Below are 26,822 nucleotides of genomic sequence, written 5' to 3'. Positions count from 1 at the left end.
GGGATCGGCCAACGTTGCCTTCGTCAGGCGATCCTACTACCGGTTGCGTGTCGCCGCGGTTACCTTTGTCTTAGTGGTATCCTATGCTTGCCCAGGGAGTAGTCCTCATGACGAAACGGAGCCGCCAGTCCTATTCGCAGACCTTGGCCGCCCTCTCGAAAGCGATTACCGAGGGCGGAAATACGATCTTCGCGACGATCGATCAAGCCGCCGCGGCGCGGAGCGTGGGGATGAGCCTGCGGCCCACCGCACTCATCGTTTTCGGGAACCCCAAGGGCGGCACGCCGCTGATGGACGCGTTCCCCCTGGTTGCCCTCGAGCTTCCGCTCAAACTGCTGATTTGGGAAGAGCCGGACGGGGTGCGCGTCGCGTACGTACCGATGTCGGAGATCGCGGCACGCTACGGCGTTACCGGGATGGATCCGCGAATCTCGGCAATGGATCACCTGCTCGATACGCTCAGCGACCTCGTTGCGTGAGCGATCACCTTGCCAACGAGCGAACCTTTCTTGCGTACCTTCGCACCGCTCTCGCGTTCATCGGATTCGGTTTCGTCGTCGCGCGCTTCGCATTATACGTGCGCGTGCTCTCCGCGGCCCACGTCGCCGCGCAGCATCAGAACTCAACCTCGACGCTCCTCGGCGCGATCATGATCGTCGCGGGCATCGGCATCGCGATATTCAGCGCATACCGTTACGTGACGGTCGAACGAGCGCTTTCTCAGGGCAAAGCGGCGCAGCTGACCGTGCGCGCGGCAGTCGCGATCGTTACGGCTCTCTGCGTCTTCGGCATCATCGTCGCCGTCGTCATCTATCGAACGTGATACCGGCGCTGCGCGGCGCCGTCGTGACGATCGTGGCGGTGCTGATCAGTTTTGGCGTCATGTACGCGATTTGCACGGGCGCCGGCGCCGGCGCTTCACCGGCGATCCTCGCTGCGGCGCTCGCGGTCGGGCTCGCGCGGCGGCCCGAACGTCTCGAGCCGCACACGTCGCTGCTCAAGGGGATCGCATTGCCGCTCGTGGCACTCGCGGCCGGCGCGGTCGGTTTGACGTTCCGTGCGTTCCCGCCGCTCGGTGCCGCGCTTTTTTGTGCGGGTATCTCCCTGTCGGTTTGGCTGCGCGCTTTCGGCGAGCGCGGAAACATCGTTGGCCGAATCATTGCGCTGCCGTTTCTAGCGATGCTGATCGTACCGGTACGCGTCGAGACCGCTCGTGGTCCGGGTTCAACGGCGGTGCTGGTGATTATCGCAGGCGTCGTCGCCTTTGCGTGCAGCGCAGCCGTGCAGCGGCTCGCCGGCGGCGCGAGCGCCATGCCCGCGGAAAGAGCGCGCAAATCGACGGTCGCGGGACGCATGGCGGCGCAAATGCTGGTCGCGCTGGCTCTCGCTTTTACCGTTGGAATGCTTGCGTTTCCGGTGCACTGGCCCTGGGTGGTCTTGACCGCGTTCATCGTGTGCAGCGGCGCGGCGGGCCGGGGCGATGCCGTCTACAAGGCAATTTTGCGGGTGGCCGGCGCGATCGGCGGGACGCTGGTCGCGGCCCTGCTTGCGCGCGTCGCGTTACCCGGCGGCGCGGCATCGGCGGCTCTCATCTTCATCGTATTATTTCTGGGCCTTTGGCTTCGTCAACTCAACTACGCCTATTGGGCTGCGTGCGCTACACTCATCTTTGCGCTCTTGCAAGGGTCGCACGGCTTACCGGCGCTGCCGCTCTTCGCCCTTCGCATTGCGTGCATCGTTATCGGCGCCTTGTGCGGAATCGCCGCAACTTGGTTCGTCTACCCGATTCGCACCGAGCACGTCGTGCGCCGGCGCGTTGCCAATGCGCTTGCGGCGATGCAGGCGGTGCTGCGCGGCGGGAACGTGCACGATCTCGCCCATCATATCGCGCAACTGGATCGCATCGCACCTTCGGCGCCGAAGCACCGTGCGCTCCTACGCGAAACGCGCGCCTTGCTGACCTACGTGACGGCCGGCGGCGATCGAAAACATGCCGGTGCGGAATTGCGTCGACTCGGTGCTCTGCTCAAAGAGGTCCCGACCCGCAAATAACTAGGCCGGGAGAAACGTTCCCGAGAGCGCGGCATCGTCGCCGACCAGCTCGATCTCGTCGAATCGCGCGCGTATGCGTAGCATTGCGAGGTCGCCGCAGAGGGCGGGGATGGCCTGCGGAGACGCCAGCAACAGCGGGGCAATCGCCCAATAGAAGCGATCGACGACACCGGCCGCGATGAGCTGCGCAGCCAGTGTAGGGCCACCTTCGCAGAGTATCGAGAAAATGCCGCGCTCTTCGCGCAGAATCCGCAGCGCGTTCGCGAGATCGAGCGTCCCGTCCGAGTTTGCCGGAACTTCCACGACGTCGGCAGCGTCGACTAAGGCACGCGCCCAGGGCGCGCCATTCTCCGGAACCAGCACGATCGTTCGAGCGTACCCGGGCTCTTCGCGAAAGAGGTTGAGCGTTGGCGGTAGCGACCGGCGTGCGGCGGCTACGATGCGCACGAACGGGACCTGGCGCCGAAGATCGGAAGTCGAGAGCTTCGGGTCATCCACCAGCGCAGTCCCGGCGCCGATCATGACCGCTTGATGGCGAAGGCGCAAACGCTCGACAATGCTCTTCCAATGCGAACCGGTGAGGCGCTCGCGCGTCTCGGGCGCGCTCGCAACGAGGCCATCGAGCGACGAAGCCATTTTGAGTGCTACATATGGGCGGCCCGTCGTGATCCAAATCCGGAAATCTTCGATCAAGCGCAGCGCGCGAGTGTCGTTACGAAGCTCGACGTCGATTCCGGCCGCGGCGAGTTGTGCAATACCGCGTCCTGCGACCAAGGGGTTTGGATCGAGAGCGCCTACCACGACGCGGTGTACGCCCGACGCGATTATGCGATCGACGCACGGCGGCTGCTTTCCGACATGCGTGCACGGCTCCAGCGTCACATAGAGCGTTGCACCTTCATGGTCGCTCCCAGACAGAGCCTCTGCCTCGGCATGCAGGTTACCGGCAACGCGATGGAAGCCTCTGCCGAGAACGACCCCATCGCGCTCAACGATTGCCCCGACGAGGGGATTGGGGAATGTGTTACCCGCGGCCCGCTGGGCAAGATCGATGGCTTCGGCGAGATAATCCGTCATATGGCTACGCGCTAAACCACCGTCGCGCAAGAAGCGTGATGAAGAAGCCGTTGATGACGATGGCAATCAGCGCTTCCGCTGACAGCAGGATCCGGCTTACCGCCGAGAGGTTCGTAAACTCGGGTGCCCCTCCGAGCGTGACGTAGTCGCCGGTTGCCAGGGCAAGTGCGTGCGGCCATGCGAGGCCTAGCGTTGCGTGGACCACGAGCGTCGCAATTAGCATGACGACGAGCGCTAGAACAAAAATACGCAGCGGAGCGTATCCGTATTGCGACGTCGCCTTGAGAAGCAGCCTAAACACTTTGTGACGAAACGAGGCAACGCGCGTAAGATAATCCTCAGCGCGGATATTCATCCTATCGTTGACATCATCGAGCCCGCATGCCGAGGCGTACACGGCACCAGCTCGGCACACTTCGACGGCGAGCGCGAAACGGCCGCGGCAGGCAAAATCATTCGCGGCTTCCTGCAGCAGGTTCGCTGCGTTTCGTGCCCAGATCTGTGATTGCGAGTAGTCCTTGCCCGTTGCCAAGACGAGAAGCAGCCTGAAGAACCCTCGATCGAGCGGATCACACAGCATCCGGTTGCCGTGATCTAAGTCGGCTGGCAGGCTCGAGTGCGTGATCATCGAGGCCTGGGAGACAATGTCGTGGAGCCGCGAAGCTTGCGCGGCGGCGCTGGCGTATACCCATGACTGGTCACCGCCGGCACGGCGCGCGAGCGACCCCAGCCGCCTCGAGGCATGCACCAGAGCATCGTCCACGTAGGCCATGACTAGTGCGTTGCGCCCGGCAGCGCAAGCTCGCTGCTAATTACATATCGATCCGCGCGCATTATGTTCACGTATTTCTCGATAAGAGCCTCGCCGCTGGAGACGCGTCCGCGTGCGACGATAACGGGAACGCGCCAGAGAGTCGGGCTCAAACCGAGGAGCGCCCGTTCCTCGGAATAAGGAAACCGCACGGATAGCTCCTCGCGGCGAAGCGTGGGCGCGTGCCCCAGCCGGCGAAACGCCTCGAAGACACCCTCGCGCGGCAAGATCTCCGGCAGTTCCGGTATAGCGGGCATTGCGGAATACGTTATCGCGTGGACGACATCGTCGACGACGATGAGGCGATTATAGATACACACCCCGGCGCCAAAATCCGCATGCGTTACGAAGGATCTCAATGGTTCCGGTATGTCCGGCAATGCGAGGATTGCTGCCATCTCGCTGTCGGCCTGCGATGAGGGGAAGGGCTCTTCGCGCACGCCCCGGCCCGCTGAGCGGTGGTCTTCGGGCGCATCCTTTGAGCGATCCGACAGCCGCGGCCTGGGCTCGAGTAGAATCATACCTTCCTCGATCCGAACGAATCCCTCGGAGAGAAGGTCGTTGATAGCCTCGTAGAAGGCATCCTTTTCAGACTGGTCGTCCGAGCGAATGAAATTCGCCGGAAAAATGACTTGCTCGGCCGACCCGCTGGCGCGGCGAATGTCGTCGTAAAACTCTTGCCGCCGACGGTCGAATCGCGTCTCCGAGTCGTTCACCGTTGGCGCGCCTTCACCCGTGTGAACAGCACTGCCGTTAGCGCGAAGCCGTTCAACAGCACGAACGCGTTGGTGACACAGATTGCGGGATCGTGTCGGAGGATTCCGTATGCGAGCCATGCGCCACCGCTGAGCGTATACAACGCGAACGTCGTTAGTGAAACGCCGTCCGTACGCCGCGAGCGAAGAGCCCGGTAGAGTTGGGGGAGGCCCGTTATAATGACGAGCCCCGTTGCAATCGCGCCAAGCGCATTAGCAAACACACGCTATGCTACGAGGAGCGATGGATAAACGCCTCTCCCGAGGTCTTCGTGACACGGCCACCGCAGTAGAAACATATGCAGATCGTGATCGCCGTATGCTCGCTCAACTCGTTTTCAACGAACGCTCACGCGGCGGCCCGGGACTAGGCGAGCGGGTCTCGCGGTCGCTGCGCGACGCGGGCATCGAGACGCGTGAAGACGGATGGCCCGATCGGCTCGATCCAAGCATCGAATGCATCATCTGCGCCGGCGGGGACGGCACGATCGCAAGCGCGATCGGTCCCGCGATCGAACACGGACTTCCGCTTGGCATCATTCCACTCGGAACGTTCAACGAACTCGCGCGCACGCTGGGTATTCCGAGCCGGATCGAGGCCGCGGCACAGGCCATCGCGGCGCGAATCGAACGGGCGATCGACGTCGGGCGCGTCAACGATCGGTATTTCATCGACGAAGCGAGCATCGGCTTTTCGAGCCGGGTTGCGCGCCTACAAACGCCCCGGCTCAAACAGCGCTTCGGCATCTTCGCGATCGTCGCAACGGCGCTTATGGGGATGCGCCACCTTCGCCCGATCGACGCCGAGGTGCGCTACGACGGGCAGAGCGAGCGCCTGCGCACGGTTCAGCTCACGATTGCGAACAGTCATCGCTTCGGGGGCCTCATCAACGTTTCGGGAGCGTCGATCGACGACGGTTGGTTGCACTTGTACAGCATCCAGGGCGCCGCCGTTCACACGGTGCGCGCGCGCCGCTTCGAGGTCCGGACGCGCCGTCCGCATCGGATTACGGCCGACGGCGAGCCGGCCGGGGCGACGCCGGCAACATTCGAGGTGGTTCCCAAGGCGCTGCGCGTTTTGGCGTCACGCTGATGCTTGCCTGGGAGCTGTTCCGAGGCATTTGAGCCGGCTCGCGGCGGAGCGCCGCCGTCCACGGCGAAACCAACGGCTAACGGAGGCCGTAAACGTGGACATGAGCATCTATGAATTCGGGCCGTTCCGCCTCGACGTCGAGCGGCTACTTCTGATGCATCGCGGCGAACCCGTGCCTCTCGGACCGAAAGTCGTCGAGACGTTGCTGGCGTTGGTCGAGCATCCGGGCGAGGTGCTGGCGAAGAGCGCACTGCTCGAGCGTATCTGGCCCGAGGGCTACGTCGAAGAAGCCAATCTCGCGCAAAACGTCTACGTGCTGCGCAAGACCTTGCGCGGATTGGCCGCGCTGGACGCGATCGAGACCTTGCCGCGCCGAGGTTACCGTTTCACCGTTCCCGTTCGGCGCATCGAGCACGTGCCGGTCGCGCCGGCTCCGGCGCGCCGCAGCCGCTTCGGCCGCAGCGCGGCGCTTGTGGGCGGCGCTGCGTTTGCACTGATCTGCACCGTCTTCGTCGCCGCGCTCGCGCTCGCGCATCGCGACGGCGATGTCGCGCTCTCGGCCCAGAGCGCGCGACTCTACGATATCGGAAACTACTATTGGAACCTGCGTTCGCGTCAAGGGGTGGAACGCAGCCTGGGCTACTTCGCCCAGGTGATTCGCATCGACCCCGAAGATGCGCGCGGATACGCGGCGCTGGCCGATGCGAACGCGATCATGGGCGATTACCGGTACGGTACGCTTGCGCCCCGTGTCTACTTCGCACGCGCGCGAGGCTACGCGCAGCATGCACTGGCGATCGATCCGAATTCGGCCGAGGCACACGCGGCGCTCGGGCTCATCGACATGGATGCGCGCAACCCGGTCGCGGCGGTTGCCGAGCTGCAGCGCGCGATCGCGCTCGAGCCGTCGTATGCACCGGGACATGAATGGTACGGCATCCTCTTATTCGAGCGCGGCCAGCTTCGCAGCGCATTTGCGCAACTGCAGATTGCCGGCGACCTCGATCCGCTCTCGGTCTCGACCAGTGCGTGGCTCGGCTCGACCGCCTACTTCGACCGCCATTTCAACGAGTCGATCGCGTATTCGCGAGAAGCGCTCGATCTCGCGCCGCAGCGAACCGACGTGCTCACGAGGATAGGCGAAGCCTACGAAGCCGAGGGCAATTTCAACCGCGCGATCGAGGCCTTTACACGCTACGGAGCTTCGTGCGCGTATTGCCGGGCGGAAGGGGCTGCGCTGCTCGCGCACGTCTACGCGATCGAGCATCATACCGCGAAGGCGCGCTTGCAGCTCGCCTACGCGATGCAGCACTCCACGCAAGTCGATCCGGCCGATCTCGCGGCGGCGGCTGCCGCGGTCGGCGATCGCACCGTCGCGATCGAGCTGTTGCGCCGCTTGCACGGTCACATGGCGTGGCTCTCGATCGTCAACGATCCCCGATTCGACATCCTCCGCGACGATGCGGGTTTCCGTCAGTTGTTGCAGAGACCGGCATAGGGGTCGTTCTTGCCCGATCTCTTCGACGCGCTGGCGGCGCGGCCGCGGCTCGCGCGTTCGCTTGCGGCGCATTTGCGCGACCTGCACGAGGGAGCGATTCCGGCGCGGACGCTGGAGCTGATCGCGCTCATGGTCGGGTGGCTCAACGCGTGTGAATATTGCACCTGCGTGCACGAAGAGATCGCGCGAAAGCTGGGCGTCGACGAAGCGACTCTCGCAGCGCTTGGGGACTTCGCGCTCAGTCCGCATTTTTCCGAGGCAGAACGCGCCGCATTGTCGGCGACCGTGGCCCTGACGCGCGAGCCGCGGGCCCTGCCGCCGGTGGTGTGGGACGCGCTGCGCGCGCACTACGACGAGGGCGCGTCCCTCGAGATCCTCGCCGCCATCGGCGCGAATAACTACGTCAGCCGCTTGAGTAACGCACTTCAGCTGCGCGCTCCATGATGCGCTCGGCGCGAATCAGACGCGTGCCGCTGAGGCGGTCGTGCAGCATCAGGCGCGGCATGAACGGGGCGCAAACAAGAATGACCGGCCAGAGGAAAAAGGCGACCAGGTAGCGCACGAACGCGCGCGCAAGTCCGGGGCCGCGAAAATCGGTCGTGACCACCCGAAGTCCGGCGATCATCATGCCGAAGCTCTGTCCGGTGAGTCCGACGAGGAGCCAGAGGTAAATTGCGATCGCGAGCGCGTTGGCGCCGGCTACGTAATGAAGCACCGGCGCCAGTACGCGTCCGATCTCGAGGATGGCGAGCTCGCGCTCGCCAAGGTGCCCGCTGGCGTGGATCGGGTTTGCGTTGGAGGTAAAAAACGAGAAAATCGTGCTGACCATGATCACGTCGATCAGAAATGCCCAGCCGCGACGCCAGATGCCGGCGCAGTCCTCACGCGAGACGTGCGCGCTGCCGGTCGCGAGCGCCGGCGGTACTTCGCGAATCTCGCGCGTGTACCAGGTGCGCGCAGCGACGTATTGCGGCGTCACCAGGAAGTCGTCCATGTCGGCGATGCGCCGTGTCGCATAGGGCTCTCCCCCGAGCCATTCGCCCAAGCGCAGCACGCCGTCACTGGCGATCTCGCGTCCTTGTTCGGCGAAACGCGCAACGTCGACGTGACGGCCGAAACTGTGAAACGAGGCGATGGCGATCGAGCGCGTTGCCGCGTCGAGCGAGCCGCACGTCAGGAGCCCGACCCGGTCGCACGTCCGGCTGCAGGTGCGCAGCCATCCGCCGAAGATCAGCGAAACGATCGGGTTTTCATTCCCGTTGACGCTGAGCAGCGAGAGAAACCGGGTGTGCCCGGCGGCGATGTGTCCGAGTTCGCGGCCGACGGCAAACGCGAGCTCGTCGTCTTCGAAATGCTCGATCCAGTGACTCGAGATTACGAGCGCATAGGGTTCGCCGAACCCGAGCGCCGCAACCGGAACGTAGTTGTCCTCGCGAACGAAGATCAACGGCATCGCGATATCGAGTCGCGCACAGACGCTCTGCACGAGCGAGAAGACGCGCGGGTATTGCGCTTCGTGAATCATCACCGACGAGCCGATCAGCCGTCCGCGCGCGAGCGTGACGTAGAGCATCGCGATCACGATGAAGAGCGCGACCTCGGAGAGACCGATCTGCTCGTGAATGACGAAACCGATCGCCGCCGCGGCCGGAAACGCGAAGAGCAGGGTGAGAACGAAGGCTAGGCGCTCTCGAGGATCGCGAAGTGCGTATTCGCTGCTGAAGAGTGGGCTTGCCATGGAGAGGCAAGTTTGATCCCGTTGCCGCCGTTCTTCTTTACGGCCCGCATCTCGCGCTCGGCCGCGGCAAGCAGCGCCGCCGGCGAACTCCAAGGGCCGGGATACGTTGCGCCGCCGATGCTGGCGCAGACACGCAGCCTCTCATCGTCGACCGGCAGCGGCTCATCCAGGCTGCGCAAGATCTTGCGGGCTGCGTCGGTCGCCGCCTCGTGGCAGCCGAGGTCCTCGATGACGATCGCGAATTCGTCGCCTCCGGTGCGCACGACGGTGTCGGACACGCGAACGTAGCGCTGCAACCGTTCCGCGACCGCGCTCAAGACGCGGTCACCGTAGTCGTGGCCGCGCGTTTCATTGATCGCTTTGAAATCGTCGAGATCGATGAAGAGCACCGCGGCGTGGCGGCCGGTGCGCTCGCACGAGGCGAGCGCGGCCCGCAGGCGCTCCTCGATCGAGAGCAGTGCGCCGGTTTCGGCGAGTTCGATCGCGCGGCCGGTGACGCCCGAGACCGAGCCGTTCGGCGCGAATAGCGGCGCGAGCTGGAATGCGTAGCGTATACCGCGGATCAGCGATTCGAACACCACGGTTTCGCCCGAGAGGGCCCGCAGGTGGGCCTGGAGCGGGAAGGGATCGGTGCTGCCCCAGAGGTCGCTCACGTTGAGGGCGTCCGCGTACCGATCGAGTTCTGCGAAGCCGCGCAGCCGAGCCGTAAGCGACGTGACCCGCAGTGTGCTGTCGGTGTTCCAGACGAGTAACTGGTCGCGCATGGTGACGGTTGCCCTCCGCGTGAGCGTCTCTAGGGTGACCTCATCGTAGATCGCTCGGCCTGGGCGCATCATCCGTGGAAACCCCTGACCTGAAGCGCCCCGTATCGCCCCCTGCCATCCCGAGCCGTTCGACTCGCTACGCTCGCTCAGGACAAGCTCCGCTGCACGCAGTCCAGGAGACCGATTTCCTCGACTACGGCGCTTCACGCCCACGCCCATGACTAATTTTTGGATGAGCCCTTGACGCGCTCGCGAAGTTGAGCTATTGTACTAGTGTACTAGTACGACAGCACAGTAGTACTAGGCTAAAGGAGAGAAGGACATGACCCGCTTTATCGATCGCCCCGAAGGCAACGACAGCCAGCACCCGCGGATTTGCACGGCGCAGCGCGTTGCGAGCCCGCTCTTCCAAGGCTGGGGCCCCAAGCTTTAGTACCGTCTGATGCCGGTTGTATTGACGGTCGACCCCCGTAGCGGGGTGCCCATCTACCTCCAAGTGATCGAGCAGATCAAGCGGTCGGTAGCCTTGGGCGTTCTGGGGGCCGGCGAACAACTGCCGACGGTCAAGCAACTCGCACTCGATCTGACGATCAATCCCAATACCGTCGCGAAGGCCTACCGCGAACTCGAGCGGGACGGCGTGATCGAAACGGCACCGGGGCGCGGATCGTTCGTTCGCACCAACGGCGTTGCTGAAACGACCAAAGCTGCGGCAACCGACGTGGTCCGCGACGTGATCGAGGGCGCCGTCCGCGAAGCAAAATCGATGGGACTCGGGGCCGACGATATTCGAACACTAGCCAGCGCTGCTATCGACCGGTGGTTCCGGGAGGACGCATGAGCACGATAACGATCAAGAATTTACGCAAGACCTACGGTCCGTATGTCGCCGTCGACGACTTTTCAGTCGAGATTCCGCAGGGCTGCGTCTTCGGGCTGCTCGGTCCGAACGGCGCGGGAAAGACCACGACGTTCAAGTGCATGCTGGATCTCGCGCGGCCGACCGCGGGAACCGTACTTTACGACGGTGTGCCGCTCGTCCCGCAGACGTTCGAGCGGATCGCCTACGTTCCCGAGCGCAGTGTTCTGTACGACTGGATGACGGTCGAGGAGCACGTTGAGATGCAGCGCCGCGCCTTCCGCGGATTTTCACCCAAGATCGCCTACGATTTGCTCGCGCAGTTCAGCATCGAGCCGCGCAAGAAAGCACGCGCGCTTTCGAAAGGCATGCGTACTGCGGTGATGGTTGCACTTGCGATCGGGCGCCAGGCCGACACGCTGATCTTGGACGAGCCGACCAGCGGTTTGGACCCGATCAATCAGCGACACGTCCTCAACCTCATCATCAACGAGTCGGCCCGCGGTGCGAGCGTCATCTTCTCCTCGCATCAGATCGGGCAGGTCGAGCGCGCTGCCGAACGCATCGCAGTCATCGATCGCGGCCGGCTGGTGCTTGAAGGAGCGATCGACGACCTCAAGGCCGATCGCAAAATCGTCGAGGGCATCTTCCCGTCGGAACAGTACGCCCTCAACGGCATCGCCGGCGATCCGCGCATCGGGCGAGTCGATCGCAGCGGCCGAATCGTGCGTTTGCTGACCATCGACGGCGCGCCCGAGTTCGTCGCCATGCTCGAGTCGCTCGGCGCGACCGGCGTGCGCGTCGTCGATCTCAATCTCGAGGATATTTTCCTGTACGCGGTCTCGCCCGCTGACGCGACCGCCGACGTCGTCGAGGGAGCACGGCCATGACCTATGTCGAGTGGCTGCGCGTGCGGAACGCTCTGCGCGTGGTAGCCATTATTCTCGGTGTCTTTCTGCTCGTTGCGGTAGTGTTACGAATCTCGTACAATCGCCAGCTCGCGACCGACGAGATCATCGAGCACATCAGCTCGCACCCGCATACGACCACGCACGTGACGCTGCCCGGCGGCGTCCCGCGGACCATCATCACCTACCCCGACGACGGCACCGTCATCACCATCGATAACGTGGGCTGGGGCGGCCGTCACGTCGTCGTCACCGAGCCGCTTTCGCACCACGAGGACATCCATCAGATCACGATCGGCAGTATCCACGCGGTGCAGACGCGCAGCGGCAACAAGAGCGTGACCACGTTCGATACCGACGCGCCCGCACCGTTCTACTTCTATATGGCCGTTGCCGACGTGATCGCGCTGATCGTCGCGACCGTGCTCGCCGCTCCGTTCGCGCGCGAAGCCGACGGTCATCTGGAGATCGCGGCAACCAAACCGGTTTCGCGTGCCGCCTACGCGGCCGGTGCGATCGGCGTGGACGTCGCGGGAATCGTTCTGGCATCGCTGATGACGGTCGTGGCCTTGCTGATTGCTCAAGCGTTCTTCGAGATTCCGCGCGTGGATTTCAGCGGCGTCTCGATCCAGGTCGTGCTGATGGGCGTCGCGTTCCCGCTGGCATGGTATGCGATGCTGGCCGCGGCGACGTCGTCGCTGCGCCGCGGCTATGGTGCTGTTCTGGGCTTCGCCTGGCCCGTGGTGCTGATCGTCGTTACCTTCGCACACGTGCCGTTGGGCGACTCGATCTTCGGACAAGTCATCAACCACTTCTGCTGGGCCGTCTCGCGGATACTTCCGTTGACGTATGCGAACTTCCAGTTCAACGAGGATCAGGCGACCGGGCAGATCATCGCGCCCGGAAATTTCGGCCTGCGTGTAGCGATCGAAGCAGTCTTGTTCCTCGTCTATAGCGCATTGGCCGTCGCTCAGTGGCGGCGGGTGGAGGCGTAGTCATGGAGATCATCGGAACCAATTTCTCGATCACACTCGGATCGTGGCGTCTGCGCCTGTGCTTTGCCGTCGAGGACGTCGATGCACCGGCTCAAACCAAGGAGCAGCCGCCGCACAAGGTTCGGATCATCTCCGAGGATTCGTATTCACGCCGCGAAGCGTAGGCGGGCGCCGGAATCAGGCGACGAAGCCGTTGGAAAACGCCGGTTTGTCGAATGTGAATCCGTCCGCGGTCAGCGTGAAGAGATAAACGTTCGGCAGCGTCGCATCGCCGGCGTAGTTGAACGAATAGTTGCCCACCAGCAGCGCGTAACTTCCGCCTTCTTGTAATTGGGTGAGCACTTGGAAACGAGTGGTCGCGTTGGCGCGCTGCGCAGCCTGGATCAGCAGTTGTGCGGCGGCGTAGCCGTAGGCGGAGAACGCGGTCACCGCACCGACCTCGTTGCGGAAATCCGGAAGGTACGCGACGATCGAGGGGACGCGGTCGAGCGGCGGCATCGCCGAAGCCACGAGCGCGCCGCTGAGCTCCTTGCCGTACGTCTTCGGGACGTCGGCAGTGAAAAAGCTGTCGGCAAACCCGAATTCGCCGGTGTAGCCGGCCGTTTTGAGCGCGACCGCGATCGGTCCGAGTTTGTTCGGCCAGCCGGCAAAGAAGAGATAGGCGGGGGCGCGCCGCTGGATGATCGCGGTCGAGTCGGGAACGTCGGCATTGGATTCGAGCGTGAGCAGGGCGGCGTTGTGACGTTCGGCCTTGGCCTGCGCAACGAATGCGCGCGTGACGTCGAGCCCGTAATCTCCGCTGACGATGACGCCCAGCACGTTCATCGGCGCGCGACCCTTCAGCACCGCGCTGGCGAAGAGCCGCCCTTCCGACGAATCGTTGGTCGGCAGGCGAAAGACGTTATGATAGCTCTGCTGGGTGAGCTTGTCGGCGGTTACCGACGGAACCACGAGCGCGAAGCCGCTGTTCGCACACTGCGGCAACGCCGTCATCGTTACGTCGAGCGTCAGATCTCCCACCAAGCCGATGACGGTCGGATCGGCCGCGGCGACCAGCACGTTCGAAGTTGCGATCGCGCCGGAGTTTTGATCGTCGAAGGTGCGCACGCCGTACGCACGGTTCAACGTCGCGTTGTATTTGTTGGTCTCATCGACCGCGGCTTGCACGCCCCTGGCGATCTCCTTCCCGAAATCACCGTACGTTCCCGAGAGCGGCACGTTGACACCGATCACGAACTCCTGCAAGACCGTTTGCGGATACGTCGGCGCGAGCGGTGTGACCGTGGTCGTGGCGAGCAGACTGCGAAGAAAATCGCTGCGCAGCATCAGTGGAGCAGATAACCTCCCAGAGTGGCGGCCAGGAAGACCAGCGAAAACGTCATGTTCCCGGTGAATATACGTTCGTTCAGCACGAAAACGTTCTCGGAAATTCCGTAGAGCCGGTTCTCGTAGAACGTCAGCACGAGCGCCGCCGCCACACCGGCGTAATAGAGCGGGCCGGCGACGGCGAGTAACCCGGCGGCCGCCAGCATCACCACCATGAGCGCGTGCAGCGCGATCGGCGCCCAGCGCCCGCTTCCCTCGCCGAAGCGCACGGGAATCGAATTGATGTGTTGCTCGCGATCGGTCGGCAGATCCATCAGCGCGTACGCGATGTCGAATCCCGCGACCCAAACCGTAACCGCGAGGAAAAGAAGGAGCGCGCTCGCACTCACCCGTCCGGTGACCGAGATATACGCACCGAGCGGCGCGAGCCCGTCGACCGCGCCGAGGACGAAGTGCACGAGCCAGGTGAACCGCTTGCACAGCGGATAGACGAGCACGCCCACTGCCGCGACCGGGAGCAGCTTCACGCAGAGCGGGTTGAGCATCCAGGCGGAGAGCACGAGCAGCGCCAGGCCGAGCACGATCGCCCAAATCATCACCGCGGGAGCGAGCGTCCCGGTGGCCAGCGCGCGCCGCGCGGTGCGCGGATTGCGCGCGTCGAGCTCACGATCGAAGTAACGGTTTGCCGCCATTGCCGCCGTGCGCGCGCCGAAGACTGCGAGCGTAATCCACAACAGCGCGGACCACGACGGCAGACCGCGCGCACCGAGAATCGCGCCGACGTACGCAAACGGCAGTGCGAACAGCGTGTGTTCGATGCGAATCTCTTTTAAAAATACTGTCATCAATCACGGATCTTGCGGCGGAACGCTTGCGGGCCTTGACCCGACCACGCATCGGGGGTGAGCGATTTGAGGATGTGGTCGAGACCGTAGTCGTGCCAGCGATCGTTCACGCGCTCTTTCGTCGCCGCGTCCATCACCATGTCGGGCGGCCATTCGCGCGGATATCCCTCGGCCGCGCTCTTGCGCGTCGCGTCGATGCCGGCTTTCGTGCCGTATGCGAGCGTGTACGATCCGTGATCGAGATCGTCGACCGGACCTGGCATCATCACCACGTCACGCTCGGGTGCGAGGTTGTTGAGCGTGAACCACGCGACGCTGCGAACGTCTTGCACGTCGATGTCGGCATCGACGATCACGAGGACGCGCGTGAGCATCATCATGTGCCCCAAACCCCAAAGCGCGTTCATCACCTTCTTCGCGTGGCCCGGATAAGCTTTGCGGATTGAAACGATCGCCAGATTATGAAACCCGCCCTCCACCGGCAGATTCATGTCGACGACTTCCGGCAGCACCATTTGCAAGAGCGGAAGAAAGATCCGTTCGGTGGCCTTGCCGAGCCACGCGTCTTCCATCGGCGGTTTCCCGACCACGGTTGCGGCGTAGATCGGGTCGCGCCGGTGCGTGATACACTCCACGTGAAACGTCGGATAGGTGTCGGCCAGGCTGTAGACGCCGGTATGATCGCCGAACGGACCTTCGGTGCGCAGGTCGGTGTTGTCGACGTATCCTTCGAGCACGAACTCGGCGTGCGCCGGAACCTTCACGTCGATCGTGCGCGCCTTCACCAGCTCGACCGGTTTGCCGCGCAGGAGCCCGGCGAACGCGAACTCGTCCAGCACCGGCGGCAGCGGCGCAGTGGCGGCATACGTGAGCACCGGATCGCTGCCGATCGCGACCGCAACCGGAATTTTTTCGCCCCACGCCTGCGCGTGGGCACGGCCGTGCTTGTGCCGCTGCCAATGCATGCCGGTTTCGCGTTCGTTGTAGACCTGCATGCGATACATCCCGACGTTCGGCCGTCCGTTCTGCGGGTCGGTCGTGATCACGAGCGGCAGCGTGATGAACGGTCCGCCGTCGAGCGGCCAGGTGGTGAGCACCGGAAGCTTGCGCAGATCCGGGTCGCGAATCACGACCTCTTGACAACTTCCCTCGCGCACCGTCTTCGGGATCGCATTGGCGAGCGGAGCAAAACGTTTGAGCGCGCCGAGTTTGTCGCCCCAGGAGCCGCCCGGCGGCGCAAGATCGAGCAGCGCGCGCAAGCGCGCCGCCACTTGATCGAGCTGCGCGGCATCGAAGGCCATCGCCATTCGCCGCTGCGAACCGAATTGATTGGTCAGCACCGGAAATTTCGAACCCTTGACCTGCTCGAAGAAGAGCGCCGGGCCGCCGGCCTTGACGACGCGGTCGCTGATCTCGGCGATTTCGAGACGCGGATCGACCGGTGCCGAGATCGTGTGGACTTCGCCGGCGCGCCGCAACGCATCGAGGAAGGCTCGCAGGGAGTCGAAGGGCATGGCGCCACCCTTTCTCGGCAGTTCTGCGCGCCTCCCTGTCGAACGAAGTGACCGTCATGAAACCGCTTGATTTGACGCAGCAACCGCCGCGTTCGTGTTACGAAGAACTCGACGGCCTGATCTTCATGCCGCGAACGATCGACAAACTGCGCGGGCTCCTGCCGGGCGGAAACCCCGGCGATTATTTCATCAACGGGCAAATTCCCGGCATGTCCGGATACCTGTTGGAACGCTTGGGCATCACCGAGGAAGCGTTGTTCGAGGTCGTCGCACGGGCTCGCGACGAGGGAGAGATCGCGGCGTGGCTGCGCGAACGTACCGATGCCGCGCAGTATCCGGTCATCAACGAAGAGATACGCCGCAGCCGTCCCAGACACGCGAAAGATCCCGCATATTTCGCGGAGCTGTATGCTCCCACGCTCGCATTGCATCCCGACCTGGAACGAATTCTCGACATCATCGACGCCGACGACCGGCGAATCTTCGGAACGCCGGCGTAACACTCACCAAAACGGTTCCGCGAGCCACGAATCCTTGAGTTCTTGCGTTCGAAAGGCGGCGAGCTGCGCGTTGCAGTTCGCGCTATGCCTGCAGAGGATGCGCCGGTAACGCACCCACGCAGTTTCGGATCCGGCCAGAAGCGATCGTTGGTGCGGTGTGAGGAGCAGCTCGAGCAGACCGTACACGCGCTGTTCTTCGGCAATCGCCTTCGCACCGTCGCCCGGCGGAAACCCGCTGCGCAGAGCACGCAGATCGCGCGTCCGTGCTTCGGCCGAATGCGCGAGGCATTGTGAGTAGAGCATCGGCGCCATCGAACCGTCGCGGTACGCATCGTAGTAATACGCGCAGGTTCTCCGGCGTTCGTCGCGCCAGAGTCCTTCGGTGAGCGACGCCTCGCGCGGACGAGCGGCAAGCGTCGCCCGCTCGTCGCGATCGGCACGCTGCTGCTCGGCCTGCGCGCAGAAATCGAGATCGACCTGCGTCGCCGTGCTTCCACAATTCAGTGCGGCGGCGAGAAGGAGTCCGATCACGGAAGCTTCATGACGCGCTTGACCAACGCGTCCCGCGTGCGCGCCGGCAGCATCGCGACGACGGTTTGAATCTTGGCTTTGCGGCCGATCACGTAGCGCTCGCGCGGCTTGGGCGCGCGCAGTGCGGCCAGCACCGTGTTCGCGATGGTCTGCGGACTCATCCCCTCGCGTTCCTCGGCATTCGTCACGGCGATGATCGCCTCGGCCAGCGTTCCATAGTACGTCATCGCCTGCGGCGGCATCGCGGCGACCAGCGCGTCGCGTCCGGCGCGGCCCTTCTCCCAAATCGGTGTCTTCACCGAGGCGAACTCGAGCAACGAGACGCCGATGCCGAACGGCGCGAGCTCTTGCCGCAATGCGTCGGTCAGCGCGGCGATCGCGGATTTGGATGCGCTGTACGGCCCGATGAACGGAGCCGCCATCCGTCCGGCGATCGATCCGATGTTGACGATGCGTCCGCGCGATTCGCGCAACAGCGGCAGAACCGCCTGCGTCATCGCGACCGGCGCAATCACGTTGATTTCGAATTGGTTGCGCAGCGCTTCGATCGGAAGAAACTCGAGCGGACCGCCGACCGCGATGCCGGCGTTGTTGACCAGGCCCACGAGCGTATCGCCGGCCTCGCGCAGGTTCTGCACCGCACGCGCGATGTCGGCGGGAACCCGCACGTCGAGAATGACCGGGTGAATACGCTCGTGTTCCGATTCGAGGCGCTGGCGATCGGCTTCTTTGCGCACGCCGGCGTACACCGTATAGCCGCTGCGCGCAAGCAGCAATGTTATCGCGTGACCGATGCCGGTCGATGCGCCGGTGACGAGGGCCGCGTCGTTAGCCATTCCCCTTTCGTTGGTGGATGATGACCGCGGTGCCTTCGGGATCGGGCCCGAATGCCATGAAGCAGTTCGGCGTTTCGGTGAGGTCGGTGAGGCGCAAGCCGCGCGCGCGCAGCTCTTCGGCCTTCGTCCGCGCGTCGTCGATGGCGAACATCACGAATCCGCATTGCTGCGCATCCGGCGTGCGCCACACGCCGAACGTCGAACCGTCGGCCAGTTCGAATTCGGCCCCGCGGCCCGCGGGATTGACGTCAGTCGGAACCAGGCCGAGCACGTCGCGATAGAACGCGATCGCGCCTTGCGGTTCCGCGACGAGGTAGCCGGCCATGTCGATACCGTGGATCGTCGTCGGCGTGCGTTCCTGAGCCGGCGGGCGATGTTCGTCGCGTGATTTCTTCTGGTGCATCATCACGCCGTGGCCCTCGTTATCGGTGACCACGGCCATGTTGCAGGTCGGCCCTTCCATCACGTCGCTGCTCGTGCCGCCGCGCTCGCGAATGTGCTTGGCGGCGCTCGCTGCGTCGGCAACGGTGAACATCACGCCGAAGCCGGGTTCGAACTCGCCCGGCTCGGGCGGCTGCCACAAACCAAACGTCGAGCCGTCCGGAAGGTGAAATTCGACGCCGTTCTCGCTCGAGACGGATGGGATCAGGCCCAGTGTGTCGCGGTAAAACGCCAGTGATTTCTGCAGGTCGCGGACCGTGCAGCCGACCAGATCGGTGCCGACAATCGCGGTCGCGGAGAGGGGCGTGGAGTGGACGCTCACGGGATGCTCCTTGCGTTGGCGTCAGGTGTATAGCGTGAGCATACGACTGCTTATATGACAGCCGCTGTCATATTTACGTCAAAAGCGCAGCGCGCTTTCGACGCGGTCGATTGCGTGGTTGAGCACCTCGCGGATGCGCTGTTCGCCGCCGGTTGCGCCCTGAGCGAACCACAGCCCGACGGCCTCGCGCAGCGCGCCGGTGACCGCTCCGCAGGCGATGCGCACGTCGAGATCGTTCGCCGGTCGCCGCAAGTGGCGCGCGATAAGCGCAGAGAACAGCTCGGTCGCTCGCTCCTGCTCTTCGAACGAGGCGACTTGCAGCGAAGGCGTCTTTCGGAGCAGCTGGTGCCGGGCGGCGAGCAGATCGCGATCGCGATCGAAATACTTTGCAAGCACGCCGGTCATCACGGCGCGCACCGAATCGATCGCCGGTTCGTCGGCAGGACGCTCCATGAGTGCCTGAATGACGATCGGATCGTACTCGTCGGTGACGACCGAATCTTCTTTCGAAGTGAAGTACCGGTAGAACGTCGCGGGCGAGATGCCGGCGGCCTCGGCGATCTGCTCGACCGTGGTTTGTTCGAAGCCTTGCTCGGTGAAGAGCCGCAAGGCTTCGCGCTGAATCGTCGTGCGAACGTGCTCTTTCTTTCGTTCGCGAAGTCCCGCCATTACGCGGCCTCGGCCATCGGCGCGGCGGATTCTGCCGTTCGCGCGGGCGGCCCGTACTGCACGAAGGCAATCAGCGGAATCGCTGCGATGAACAGCAGCGCGCAAAGCCGGAAGATGTAATCAAAGGCAGAAACGCTTGCAGCTTGCGAGAGCAAACTCGTCAGGGTCGCGATCGAGGCGCCATGCGTTTGCGTGATGCCGCCGGCGAGCCCCGACCACGCGATCGCCGTCTCGCGCGTGAGCAGCGTGGTGATGATCGCGATGCCGAGACTGCCCCCCAACTGGCGAATCAGCTGCGAGAGACCGGTTGCGCCGGCAAGTTCTTCGCGCGGCACCTTCGAGAGCATCAGTTGCGTGAGCGGCACAAAGAGCAGGCCCATACCAAAGCCGATTAACGTCCGCGGCCAGAACGTGTTGTCCATCCCGGCGCTCTCCGTCAAGCCGCCGAGCTGCCAATTCGCAAGGGCGGCGCACAGGGCGCCAAGCACCAGGAGAATGCGCGCATCGATTTTGTTGACCAGGCGGGTCGTGACGATCATTGCGACCGCCGTGGCGATCGCACCCGGGACGAGCGCCTCGCCCGAATCGAGTGCCGTCATGCCGAGGATGGTTTGGAAGAAGAGCGGCACGATCAGCTCGCTGCCGAAGAGCCCGAAGCCGAGCACGAAGAGGATGACGTTGCCCAAGGAAAACGAGGGAATGCGGAAGATTTTCAAGTTGACGAGCGGACTTCGATCGCGTGCCGTCTTGATGCCGAAGATCGCCAGCGCGACGACGGTGACGATCGCGAGCGTGACGATCGTATTCGAACTCCACCAGTCTTCGTGTTGTCCGCGCTCGAGCACGTACTGGAGTGAGATGAGTCCGACCGCGAGTAGACCGAGCGCCGGCCAGTCGATCTCGCGCCGTGCGCGCGCGATGTAGTGCGGCGTCGGAATGAAGGCAAGAGCCATCAGGAACGTGACGATGCCAACCGGCAGGTTGATGAAAAAGATCAACGGCCACGACGCATTGTCGACGATGTAGCCGCCCATGACCGGTCCAAGTGCCGGCGCCACCATGATTCCCAACCCGAAGATCGCCATCGCTCCCGCCGAGCGTTTCGGGCCGAACGTTTCGAACAAAATCGCTTGCGCGGTCGGCTGAAGTACACCGCCGCCGAGGCCCTGCAGCATCCGGCACACCGTCAGCAGCACGATATTGTGCGCCATGCCGCACAAAAACGACGCAAACGTGAAGATCGCGATCGCGGAGCAGTAAAACGTCTTGCGCCCGAGGTAGGCGGTGAGCCAGCCGTTGAGGGGCATCACGATAACGGCCGCGAGGATGTACCCTGTCGCAACCCACGCAGCATCATCGAGCGAACAACCCAGATTGCCGGCGATCGTCGGCAGCGCGACGTTGACGATCGTCATGTCGACGATCGCCATGAAGACGCCGAGCATCACGGTCACCGTGATGAAAAACTGCGAACGCGTCAAGGCTTACGCCGTCTCGACCAGGGATGCGAGGCGCTCGCTGCCGGCCGCGCTCAGCGCGTAACGTTCCGGCATTCCCTCGCCCACGACGAAAGCGCAGCCACGCTTCACGAGGTCGTCGAGCAGCGCCTCGACCTCGCCGGTCACGACCTCGGTCGCGTAGCCGTAGTGAAGGAGAGCGGCGGCGCACTCGCAGGCGCTCGCAGGGGCCTCGTAGAGCACCCGGAGGACACCTTCTTCGAACGAACCCACGTGGCAACGTACTTCCATGGCGCCGTACGGGTTTCGTCGGCAAAATGATATAACCTCTCATTTGAGAGCTTATATCAAGTAAGAGGAAGCCTCAGGTTCCTTGCTGCGGCCACGCACTAAGGATCGCGCCTTGAATCGCCATCCCGATCGCGACGTAGCCGACGTTGATGAAGCCGAGCGTTGGCCCCCAGCCGGAATAGGCATAGCTCAGCCAGGTCATCGACCCGAAGATCAGGAGTCCGAACGCGAACCCGATCCACGCGCCCTCGAGCGGACCAACGCGGCCACGCCACTGCAAAATGCGCGCCACGCCGTATGCCAGAAAGAACGCCATCACCACCGCGACGATCAGTTGATACGCCGGCGCACCACCCATCGACAACGCGTGAACCGATGTCGCCGTTATCGAAGCCGACCAGACGGTTTTGAACAGCATATCGTACCAGAGCCAGCCGAAGAGAAAGAACACGATCGCGGAAACGATGACGGCCGCCCAGTTCACGCGCACTACGGATGTCTTCTCGCGGCCCGGGGATCGGGTGCGTGGTATCCGCGCTGCACGCGCTTTCCGGCGGGACGTGTGATTGCCGATCCGATGCGCCGGCTCGTGTAGGTGACGTTGCCGCTACTCGGTGCCCCGTACTGGAAGAAGTCGATGTTGTAGCAGTCGTCGTCGACGGCAACGACGTATCCCGACCCGGCCGAGATTCCCAGCAATTCCTGGAATCCATCGCAGTCGTCGTCGCCTTCTCCCGTGACAGGCATGGCATAGTATTCGTTCAACGGCGCTCCGGTCGAAAGACCGGAGATGCGCCCGATACCGGTTGCTGGGTCGCTGCCGGCTGCCCAGAAGCTGCCGTCCGCATAGGTCAGGTCGTAGCTGTAGAAGTAGTTGATCGGGAACGCGACCTCCGAAAACGTCGAGAGCGCGTTCGAACCCGAAACGTAGCCGTAGAAATAGTTGTCCATCGGATCGTATCCGCCGAACCAAGCTGTCGTACCATCATTCGGTGCGGTCATGATCGCGTAGGGATACTGCGAGTTCTTCAGTGTTACGGTGGTGGGCGATGACAACGTCGCGGTCGGGAGCTCCTCGATGATGCTATCGTCTTCGTCCGCGATGAACATCTGCGAACCGTTGGCCGTGATCGACATGTCGGCGGGATAGCCGTTGGTGGCGAGTCCGGCGGCGCTAAACGTCGTCTCCGTTACAGTCGTTCCGTTGAGCTCTCCGATCGCATAATCGTTTCCGCCGGGAAGCAGCGTGCTTTCGCCGCAGGAGCCGGTGGACTCGATCCACCATACACGGCCGGAGCTATCGACCCGAATTGTGCCCGGGTAACCCTCGAGGCGGTACTCCGTCGTCGTTCCGGCAGCGGGGTTGAGGACCCCGAGTGTACCGCTCTCCTCTTCACCGTCGCAGCTGGGGTCCGATTCGGTAGAGAAGGCGCCGGAATAATAGATAAGTGTGCCGCTGCTGTTTACCGCCAGGTCGTCGTAAGCGTGGAACGTTTCCGTATTGAGATCCGCGCTCATTCCATGCACGACGGTGATGCCGGGAATGGTCAACGATCCCGCGGCGGGCGGATTGAACGGATCGCTGGTGTCGCCGACAAACACCGTTCCCATGCCCGAAGGCGAAGCGATTCCAATCCCCTCGTAATATGATTCGTTGGCACTGCTATAAAGCTCGTCGAATAGCACTGCAGCGGTTGGAACCGCGGTCGTTCCCGTCGGGTACGCGGCAACATCTTCGGGTTCGTAACCGTAGACCTGGTTGGTGGAATCGTAATATTGATACAGGGTGAGGCTGCCGCCCGAACCGGCGAAGGTGGCCGGGGTGCCGGCGATTCCCGAACCGCTTGGCGTGATGGTCGACCCGACGTTCGTTCCGCCGTTGTAACTGAGCGTCACCACTTGTCCCGGCGACGTCACCGAACTCGACGAAAGCTTGAGGGTGTCGTAGCTGTCGCCGGTGATCGAAAGCGTGATCGGTGTCGAGAAGAGGCCGGGTCCGATGATGAGATTACCGCTCGCGTCCAATGCCTGCACGATGACGGCGGTGGAGCCCGCGTTCCCAACCGGCAACTCAGACTGTCCGAGCGCGAGCGAAACGCTCGCGGGGACGCCGTCGAGTTCCAACGTGACGGATGGCACGGGTTGACCGAGCGTCAGCGTCGCCTGGACTTCACCGGTCGAGAGCACGCTGCCGGCGCCGCCGGTCTGCGCGTAGGTCGAGACCGAGAACGTGTCGGTGCCAAAGGGCGCGGTGACGGCGACCGTGCATTGCAGTCCGCCCCCGGCGGGCGTCGTGCAATTCGACGAGCCCGGCGTGAGGTTCACGGTTGCGAGCAGCGTCGTCTTGCTGCCGCTTACCAGCGAAATCGTGATCGACTGCGTACCGGCGGAGATGTACGCCGGCAGGCGCGTATTGGTCTGCGATTTCGGCGGGATGTTGATGACCATGTCGGCCGAGCCGTTGCCCTGCGAGGGCTGGGTCGCGCCGCCCGTACTCGGAATCGAGGAGGCACCTCCGCCGCCTCCGCACGCACAGAGCCCGATCGTCAGAACGAGTGCGGCCGACGTTGCGGCGAAGTGCTGACGGATAAAGCGCATATCCAGCCTCCTTGGAAGCGGCCTTTGCGTAGAAATTCGGGCCGGCCAAGGGGCAGCCTCCTTCGGTGCCCTAATAAAAAGGACCCACGTCACCGTGGGCCCCATGTATCAGCGCGAGTGAGCTTACTCCTCGTCGCGGCGGCCTTGCGGGCGGCGCCGGCGCCGAGTCGGCGGCGCGCCGGGTCCACCGGCCGGAAGCGCGCCGGCGGGTTCGTCGTCGTCGCGTTGACGGCGCTGCGGACGGAATTCACCGTTGCCGCGGCTGCCGCTGCTCGTCTCCGATCCCGGTGCGAGCACCGCCTTGCGCGAGAGATTGAGGCGGCCTTGGCCGTCGATTTCCATCACCTTGACTTGCGTCGTGTCGCCGACGTTGAGCACGTCTTCTACTTTCGCCACCCGCTCGGGAGCGAGTTGGCTGATGTGCACGAGCCCTTCCTTACCCGGAAGAATCTCGACGAAGGCTCCGATCGGAATCACGCGCTTGACCGTGCCGGTGTAGATCTGGCCGACCACGACGTCCTTGGTGATGTTTTCGACGATTTCCTTAGCCTTCTCGCCGCTCTCACCGTCGAGCGAGGTGATGAAGACCGTGCCGTCGTCCTCGATGTCGATTTTCTCGACGCCGGTATCGGCAATGATCTTGTTGATGATCTTGCCTCCCGGTCCGATGACGTCCTTGATCTTGTTCGGATCGATCTTGATAACGATCATCCGCGGCGCGTACTTCGAAAGTTCCGCGCGCGGCTGCGCAATCGTTTCGGCGAGCTTGTCGATGATGAAGAAGCGCGATTTCTTGGCTTGCGCCATCGCTTCGCGCATGATCTCCACGGTAATGCCTTGGACTTTGATGTCCATCTGGATCGCGGTGATGCCCTTCTTGGTTCCCGCGACCTTGAAGTCCATCTCACCGAGCGCGTCTTCGAGGCCTTGAATGTCGGTGAGGATCGCGTAGTCTTTGCCTTTGAGGATCAGACCCATCGCGACGCCCGCGACGTGCTCGGTGATCGGAACGCCCGCGTCCATGAGTGCGAGCGTCGAGCCGCAGACCGATGCCATCGACGACGATCCGTTCGATTCGAGCACTTCGCTCATCAGACGCATCGTGTATGGGAAGTCTTCCTTCTTCGGAAGCACCGGCACGAGCGCGCGCTCGGCGAGTGCGCCGTGACCGATCTCGCGACGGCCGGGACCGCGCATCGGGCGCGTCTCACCGACCGAAAACGGCGGGAAGTTGTAGAAGTGCATGTAGCGCTTGTCTTCGAGCGCCACGATGCCGTCGAGCCGCTGCGCGTCGCTGGTCGAACCGAGCGTTGCGGCGGTGAAGACTTGCGTCTGTCCGCGGGTGAAAATGCCCGAACCGTGGACGCGGGGCACGACGTGCACTTTGGACCAAATCGGACGAATCTCGTCCGGCGTGCGGCCATCGGGACGAATCTTCTCGTCGACGACCATCACGCGCAGCTCGTCCTCTTCCATCGCCTTGATGATCTTGCCGAACTCCTTGGCGGTGTCGGGGTTCTCGAGCAGCGCTAAGACGTTGTCGTCTTTCTTGCCGCAGCGCGCGATCGCTTCTGCGACGGTGAGCTGCGCGAACGCTTCTTCGCGCGCGCCCTTTTCGACGACACGCATCGCTTTGGCGACGTCCTTCGCGAATGCTTTGCGCACCCACTTATCGAGTTCCGCATTGACCTTCTTGAGCGGAAACTCGCGCTTGGCCTTGCCGGCTTTTTTCGCGAGCTGGTTGATCGCTTTGACGATCTTCTTGATCTCTTTGTGCGCGAACTCGACCGCGCCGAGGAAATCGTCCTCGGAGATCTCGTGCCCGCCGCCTTCGACCATCATGATCGCTTCGTCGGTGCCGGCAATCACGATGTCCATGCCGCCGCTCTCGTATTGCGGCAGCGTCGGATTGCAGATGTAGTTACCGTTCTCGTCGCGACCGACGCGCACGCCGGCCACCGGCTTCTCGAACGGAATATCGGAAACGGCCAAAGCCGCTCCGGCGGAACAGATGCCCAGGACGTCGGGATCGAGTTCGGGGTCGACCGAGAGCACCGTCGCGACGACTTGCACGTCGTTTTGGAAACCATCGGGGAAGAGCGGACGGATCGGGCGATCCATCTGACGCGAGCTGAGCACGGCGTGCTCGGGCGGACGCCCTTCGCGCTTGATGTAGCCGCCCGGAATCTTTCCGGCCGCGTACATCTTCTCTTCGAAATCGCAGGTTAGGGGGAAAAAGTCGATGCCTTCACGGGGTTTGAGTGAGGCAGTGACGGCGCAGAGCACGACATTCTGTTCACCGTAACGAATCAGCGCGGAGCCGTTGGCTTGCTTCGCGAGTTCGCCGGTCTCGATGACCATCGTGCGCCCGCCGACCTCTAAGGTCACGGATTCGGGCACAATAACTCCTAATTTTTTGCTTTTGCTCTTTTAATATGAACGCTGCTCGGTTCGCGCAGCAGATTCTCCCGGCCTGCGTCTGCGGGGACGGCTTACGCGGTCGTGTCGACCGTGCTGCCGGTGGTGGCCGAGCCCAAGTTCTGGAGCTGACTGGCGAGCGCGGCGAACTGGTCCACGCTCAGACCGGCGGTGGCATAGAGCGCCGCGGAGGCGTTGGAGGTATCGCCGGTCAGGCTCTGCGTCAGCGTCTGATATTGCCACTGGGCAAGCGTAGCGACCGCTTGCTGGTACGGATTCTGCGCGGCGGAGGCGGCCGCGGGCGAAGTCGAGGAGTCCGGCGCGGAACTCCCGCTCGAGCTGCTCGTGCTGCCGGACGAGGCGGTCGACCCATTGGCCGACTCGGCATAGCTCGCCGGGTCGAGCACGTCGAAGCCCGGGACCGTCAGCGGGGTGATCGGCGCCGTGAGCGCGTCCGAGCCGATGTACGAGGTGCTCATCGCGCCTATCGTATCATCCGAGGCGACGTGCCGGAGGACGCACAG

At 63.5% G+C, this 26,822-nt stretch carries 29 protein-coding genes; 11 read left to right on the top strand and 18 right to left on the bottom strand.

Going from position 1 to position 26,822, the window contains the following annotated elements:
* The first annotated feature begins 107 nt into the window (after positions 1-107).
* From VMF11_15875 to VMF11_15865, 3 genes are read left to right on the top strand one after another with little or no spacing between them, the layout of a single operon-like run.
* Positions 108-479, top strand: a complete 372-nt coding sequence (locus tag VMF11_15875) for a DUF302 domain-containing protein (GenBank protein HTU71782.1) — start codon at positions 108-110, stop codon at positions 477-479.
* Positions 476-823 (top strand): DUF202 domain-containing protein, encoded by a 348-nt coding sequence (locus VMF11_15870; protein ID HTU71781.1) that lies wholly within the window; start codon positions 476-478, stop codon positions 821-823. The genes VMF11_15875 and VMF11_15870 overlap by 4 nt, the downstream gene beginning before the upstream one ends.
* On the top strand, positions 820-2,052 hold the full coding sequence (locus VMF11_15865; protein ID HTU71780.1) for an FUSC family protein: 1,233 nt from the start codon (positions 820-822) through the stop codon (positions 2,050-2,052). Before VMF11_15870 ends, VMF11_15865 begins: the two co-directional genes overlap by 4 nt.
* Here VMF11_15865 and ribD read toward each other — a convergent pair whose 3' ends face one another.
* From ribD to VMF11_15850, 3 genes are read right to left on the bottom strand one after another with little or no spacing between them, the layout of a single operon-like run.
* Positions 2,053-3,129, bottom strand: coding sequence for a bifunctional diaminohydroxyphosphoribosylaminopyrimidine deaminase/5-amino-6-(5-phosphoribosylamino)uracil reductase RibD (gene ribD / locus VMF11_15860; GenBank protein ID HTU71779.1), 1,077 nt, complete (start codon positions 3,127-3,129; stop codon positions 2,053-2,055).
* Positions 3,130-3,133: 4 nt separating this feature from the next.
* Positions 3,134-3,901, bottom strand: coding sequence for a hypothetical protein (locus VMF11_15855; GenBank protein ID HTU71778.1), 768 nt, complete (start codon positions 3,899-3,901; stop codon positions 3,134-3,136).
* 2 nt (positions 3,902-3,903) lie between these two features.
* On the bottom strand, positions 3,904-4,656 hold the full coding sequence (locus VMF11_15850; GenBank protein ID HTU71777.1) for a hypothetical protein: 753 nt from the start codon (positions 4,654-4,656) through the stop codon (positions 3,904-3,906).
* Positions 4,657-5,014: 358 nt separating this feature from the next.
* Here VMF11_15850 and VMF11_15845 point away from each other — a divergent pair, with 358 nt between their 5' ends.
* The 3 genes from VMF11_15845 to VMF11_15835 all read left to right on the top strand — a co-directional run bounded on the left by VMF11_15845 (position 5,015) and on the right by VMF11_15835 (position 7,730).
* On the top strand, positions 5,015-5,788 hold the full coding sequence (locus VMF11_15845; GenBank protein ID HTU71776.1) for a diacylglycerol kinase family protein: 774 nt from the start codon (positions 5,015-5,017) through the stop codon (positions 5,786-5,788).
* Positions 5,789-5,888: 100 nt separating this feature from the next.
* A complete protein-coding gene (locus VMF11_15840; protein ID HTU71775.1) occupies positions 5,889-7,286 on the top strand; it encodes a winged helix-turn-helix domain-containing protein in 1,398 nt (465 codons plus the stop codon).
* 9 nt (positions 7,287-7,295) lie between these two features.
* On the top strand, positions 7,296-7,730 hold the full coding sequence (locus VMF11_15835; GenBank protein ID HTU71774.1) for a carboxymuconolactone decarboxylase family protein: 435 nt from the start codon (positions 7,296-7,298) through the stop codon (positions 7,728-7,730).
* Here the strand turns inward: VMF11_15835 and VMF11_15830 are convergent.
* Both VMF11_15830 and VMF11_15825 read right to left on the bottom strand, forming a co-directional pair.
* Positions 7,690-9,024 (bottom strand): RDD family protein, encoded by a 1,335-nt coding sequence (locus tag VMF11_15830; GenBank protein HTU71773.1) that lies wholly within the window; start codon positions 9,022-9,024, stop codon positions 7,690-7,692. The two genes, VMF11_15835 and VMF11_15830, sit on opposite strands and share 41 nt — an antisense overlap.
* The gene (locus VMF11_15825) at positions 8,967-9,788 is read right to left on the bottom strand and encodes a GGDEF domain-containing protein (protein ID HTU71772.1); all 822 of its coding nucleotides are present in this window, start codon (positions 9,786-9,788) and stop codon (positions 8,967-8,969) included. Before VMF11_15825 ends, VMF11_15830 begins: the two co-directional genes overlap by 58 nt.
* A 478-nt stretch (positions 9,789-10,266) precedes the next feature.
* On the opposite strand from VMF11_15825, the gene VMF11_15820 reads away from it, so the two are divergent.
* Genes VMF11_15820 through VMF11_15805 form a run of 4 tightly spaced genes read left to right on the top strand, consistent with a single transcriptional unit; the run spans position 10,267 to position 12,714 of the window.
* The gene (locus tag VMF11_15820; GenBank protein ID HTU71771.1) at positions 10,267-10,629 is read left to right on the top strand and encodes a GntR family transcriptional regulator; all 363 of its coding nucleotides are present in this window, start codon (positions 10,267-10,269) and stop codon (positions 10,627-10,629) included.
* Positions 10,626-11,537 carry an ABC transporter ATP-binding protein gene (locus tag VMF11_15815; protein ID HTU71770.1) on the top strand — a complete coding sequence of 304 codons (912 nt, stop codon included), beginning with the start codon at positions 10,626-10,628 and terminating at the stop codon, positions 11,535-11,537. The genes VMF11_15820 and VMF11_15815 overlap by 4 nt, the downstream gene beginning before the upstream one ends.
* Positions 11,534-12,550 (top strand): hypothetical protein, encoded by a 1,017-nt coding sequence (locus tag VMF11_15810; GenBank protein ID HTU71769.1) that lies wholly within the window; start codon positions 11,534-11,536, stop codon positions 12,548-12,550. Before VMF11_15815 ends, VMF11_15810 begins: the two co-directional genes overlap by 4 nt.
* Before the next feature lie 2 nt (positions 12,551-12,552).
* Positions 12,553-12,714: a hypothetical protein gene (locus VMF11_15805; protein ID HTU71768.1), complete on the top strand. Its 162-nt coding sequence runs from the start codon at positions 12,553-12,555 to the stop codon at positions 12,712-12,714.
* Between the two features lie 13 nt (positions 12,715-12,727).
* Here VMF11_15805 and VMF11_15800 read toward each other — a convergent pair whose 3' ends face one another.
* Genes VMF11_15800 through VMF11_15790 form a run of 3 tightly spaced genes read right to left on the bottom strand, consistent with a single transcriptional unit; the run spans position 12,728 to position 16,235 of the window.
* The gene (locus VMF11_15800; GenBank protein HTU71767.1) at positions 12,728-13,876 is read right to left on the bottom strand and encodes an ABC transporter substrate-binding protein; all 1,149 of its coding nucleotides are present in this window, start codon (positions 13,874-13,876) and stop codon (positions 12,728-12,730) included.
* On the bottom strand, positions 13,876-14,721 hold the full coding sequence (locus tag VMF11_15795; GenBank protein ID HTU71766.1) for a UbiA-like polyprenyltransferase: 846 nt from the start codon (positions 14,719-14,721) through the stop codon (positions 13,876-13,878). Before VMF11_15795 ends, VMF11_15800 begins: the two co-directional genes overlap by 1 nt.
* Entirely contained in the window at positions 14,721-16,235 is a 1,515-nt protein-coding gene (locus VMF11_15790; GenBank protein ID HTU71765.1) for a menaquinone biosynthesis decarboxylase, read from the bottom strand. Before VMF11_15790 ends, VMF11_15795 begins: the two co-directional genes overlap by 1 nt.
* 56 nt (positions 16,236-16,291) lie before the next feature.
* On the opposite strand from VMF11_15790, the gene VMF11_15785 reads away from it, so the two are divergent.
* The gene (locus VMF11_15785; protein HTU71764.1) at positions 16,292-16,735 is read left to right on the top strand and encodes a DUF5069 domain-containing protein; all 444 of its coding nucleotides are present in this window, start codon (positions 16,292-16,294) and stop codon (positions 16,733-16,735) included.
* Between the two features lie 3 nt (positions 16,736-16,738).
* Here VMF11_15785 and VMF11_15780 read toward each other — a convergent pair whose 3' ends face one another.
* The 10 genes from VMF11_15780 to VMF11_15735 form a co-directional block, all read right to left on the bottom strand.
* Entirely contained in the window at positions 16,739-17,266 is a 528-nt protein-coding gene (locus tag VMF11_15780; GenBank protein ID HTU71763.1) for a lysozyme inhibitor LprI family protein, read from the bottom strand.
* A complete protein-coding gene (locus VMF11_15775) occupies positions 17,263-18,102 on the bottom strand; it encodes an SDR family oxidoreductase (GenBank protein ID HTU71762.1) in 840 nt (279 codons plus the stop codon). Before VMF11_15775 ends, VMF11_15780 begins: the two co-directional genes overlap by 4 nt.
* On the bottom strand, positions 18,095-18,865 hold the full coding sequence (locus VMF11_15770) for a VOC family protein (GenBank protein HTU71761.1): 771 nt from the start codon (positions 18,863-18,865) through the stop codon (positions 18,095-18,097). Before VMF11_15770 ends, VMF11_15775 begins: the two co-directional genes overlap by 8 nt.
* Before the next feature lie 78 nt (positions 18,866-18,943).
* Positions 18,944-19,534 carry a TetR family transcriptional regulator gene (locus VMF11_15765; GenBank protein ID HTU71760.1) on the bottom strand — a complete coding sequence of 197 codons (591 nt, stop codon included), beginning with the start codon at positions 19,532-19,534 and terminating at the stop codon, positions 18,944-18,946.
* Positions 19,534-21,015, bottom strand: coding sequence for a DHA2 family efflux MFS transporter permease subunit (locus tag VMF11_15760; protein HTU71759.1), 1,482 nt, complete (start codon positions 21,013-21,015; stop codon positions 19,534-19,536). The genes VMF11_15765 and VMF11_15760 overlap by 1 nt, the downstream gene beginning before the upstream one ends.
* Before the next feature lie 3 nt (positions 21,016-21,018).
* Complete coding sequence (locus VMF11_15755; GenBank protein ID HTU71758.1) at positions 21,019-21,282, bottom strand: hypothetical protein; 264 nt, start codon at positions 21,280-21,282, stop codon at positions 21,019-21,021.
* Positions 21,283-21,355: 73 nt separating this feature from the next.
* Complete coding sequence (locus VMF11_15750) at positions 21,356-21,772, bottom strand: DUF1761 domain-containing protein (GenBank protein ID HTU71757.1); 417 nt, start codon at positions 21,770-21,772, stop codon at positions 21,356-21,358.
* On the bottom strand, positions 21,772-23,880 hold the full coding sequence (locus tag VMF11_15745; GenBank protein HTU71756.1) for a hypothetical protein: 2,109 nt from the start codon (positions 23,878-23,880) through the stop codon (positions 21,772-21,774). The genes VMF11_15750 and VMF11_15745 overlap by 1 nt, the downstream gene beginning before the upstream one ends.
* A 123-nt stretch (positions 23,881-24,003) precedes the next feature.
* The gene (pnp, locus tag VMF11_15740) at positions 24,004-26,268 is read right to left on the bottom strand and encodes a polyribonucleotide nucleotidyltransferase (GenBank protein ID HTU71755.1); all 2,265 of its coding nucleotides are present in this window, start codon (positions 26,266-26,268) and stop codon (positions 24,004-24,006) included.
* Between the two features lie 104 nt (positions 26,269-26,372).
* Complete coding sequence (locus tag VMF11_15735) at positions 26,373-26,777, bottom strand: hypothetical protein (protein HTU71754.1); 405 nt, start codon at positions 26,775-26,777, stop codon at positions 26,373-26,375.
* Positions 26,778-26,822: the final 45 nt, after the last annotated feature.

It is taken from the genome of Candidatus Baltobacteraceae bacterium (assembly GCA_035502855.1).
GTDB lineage: Bacteria > Vulcanimicrobiota > Vulcanimicrobiia > Vulcanimicrobiales > Vulcanimicrobiaceae > Aquilonibacter.
The sequence above is the reverse complement of the archived record's forward strand: the minus strand, read 5'-3'. Positions and strand labels throughout refer to the sequence as shown.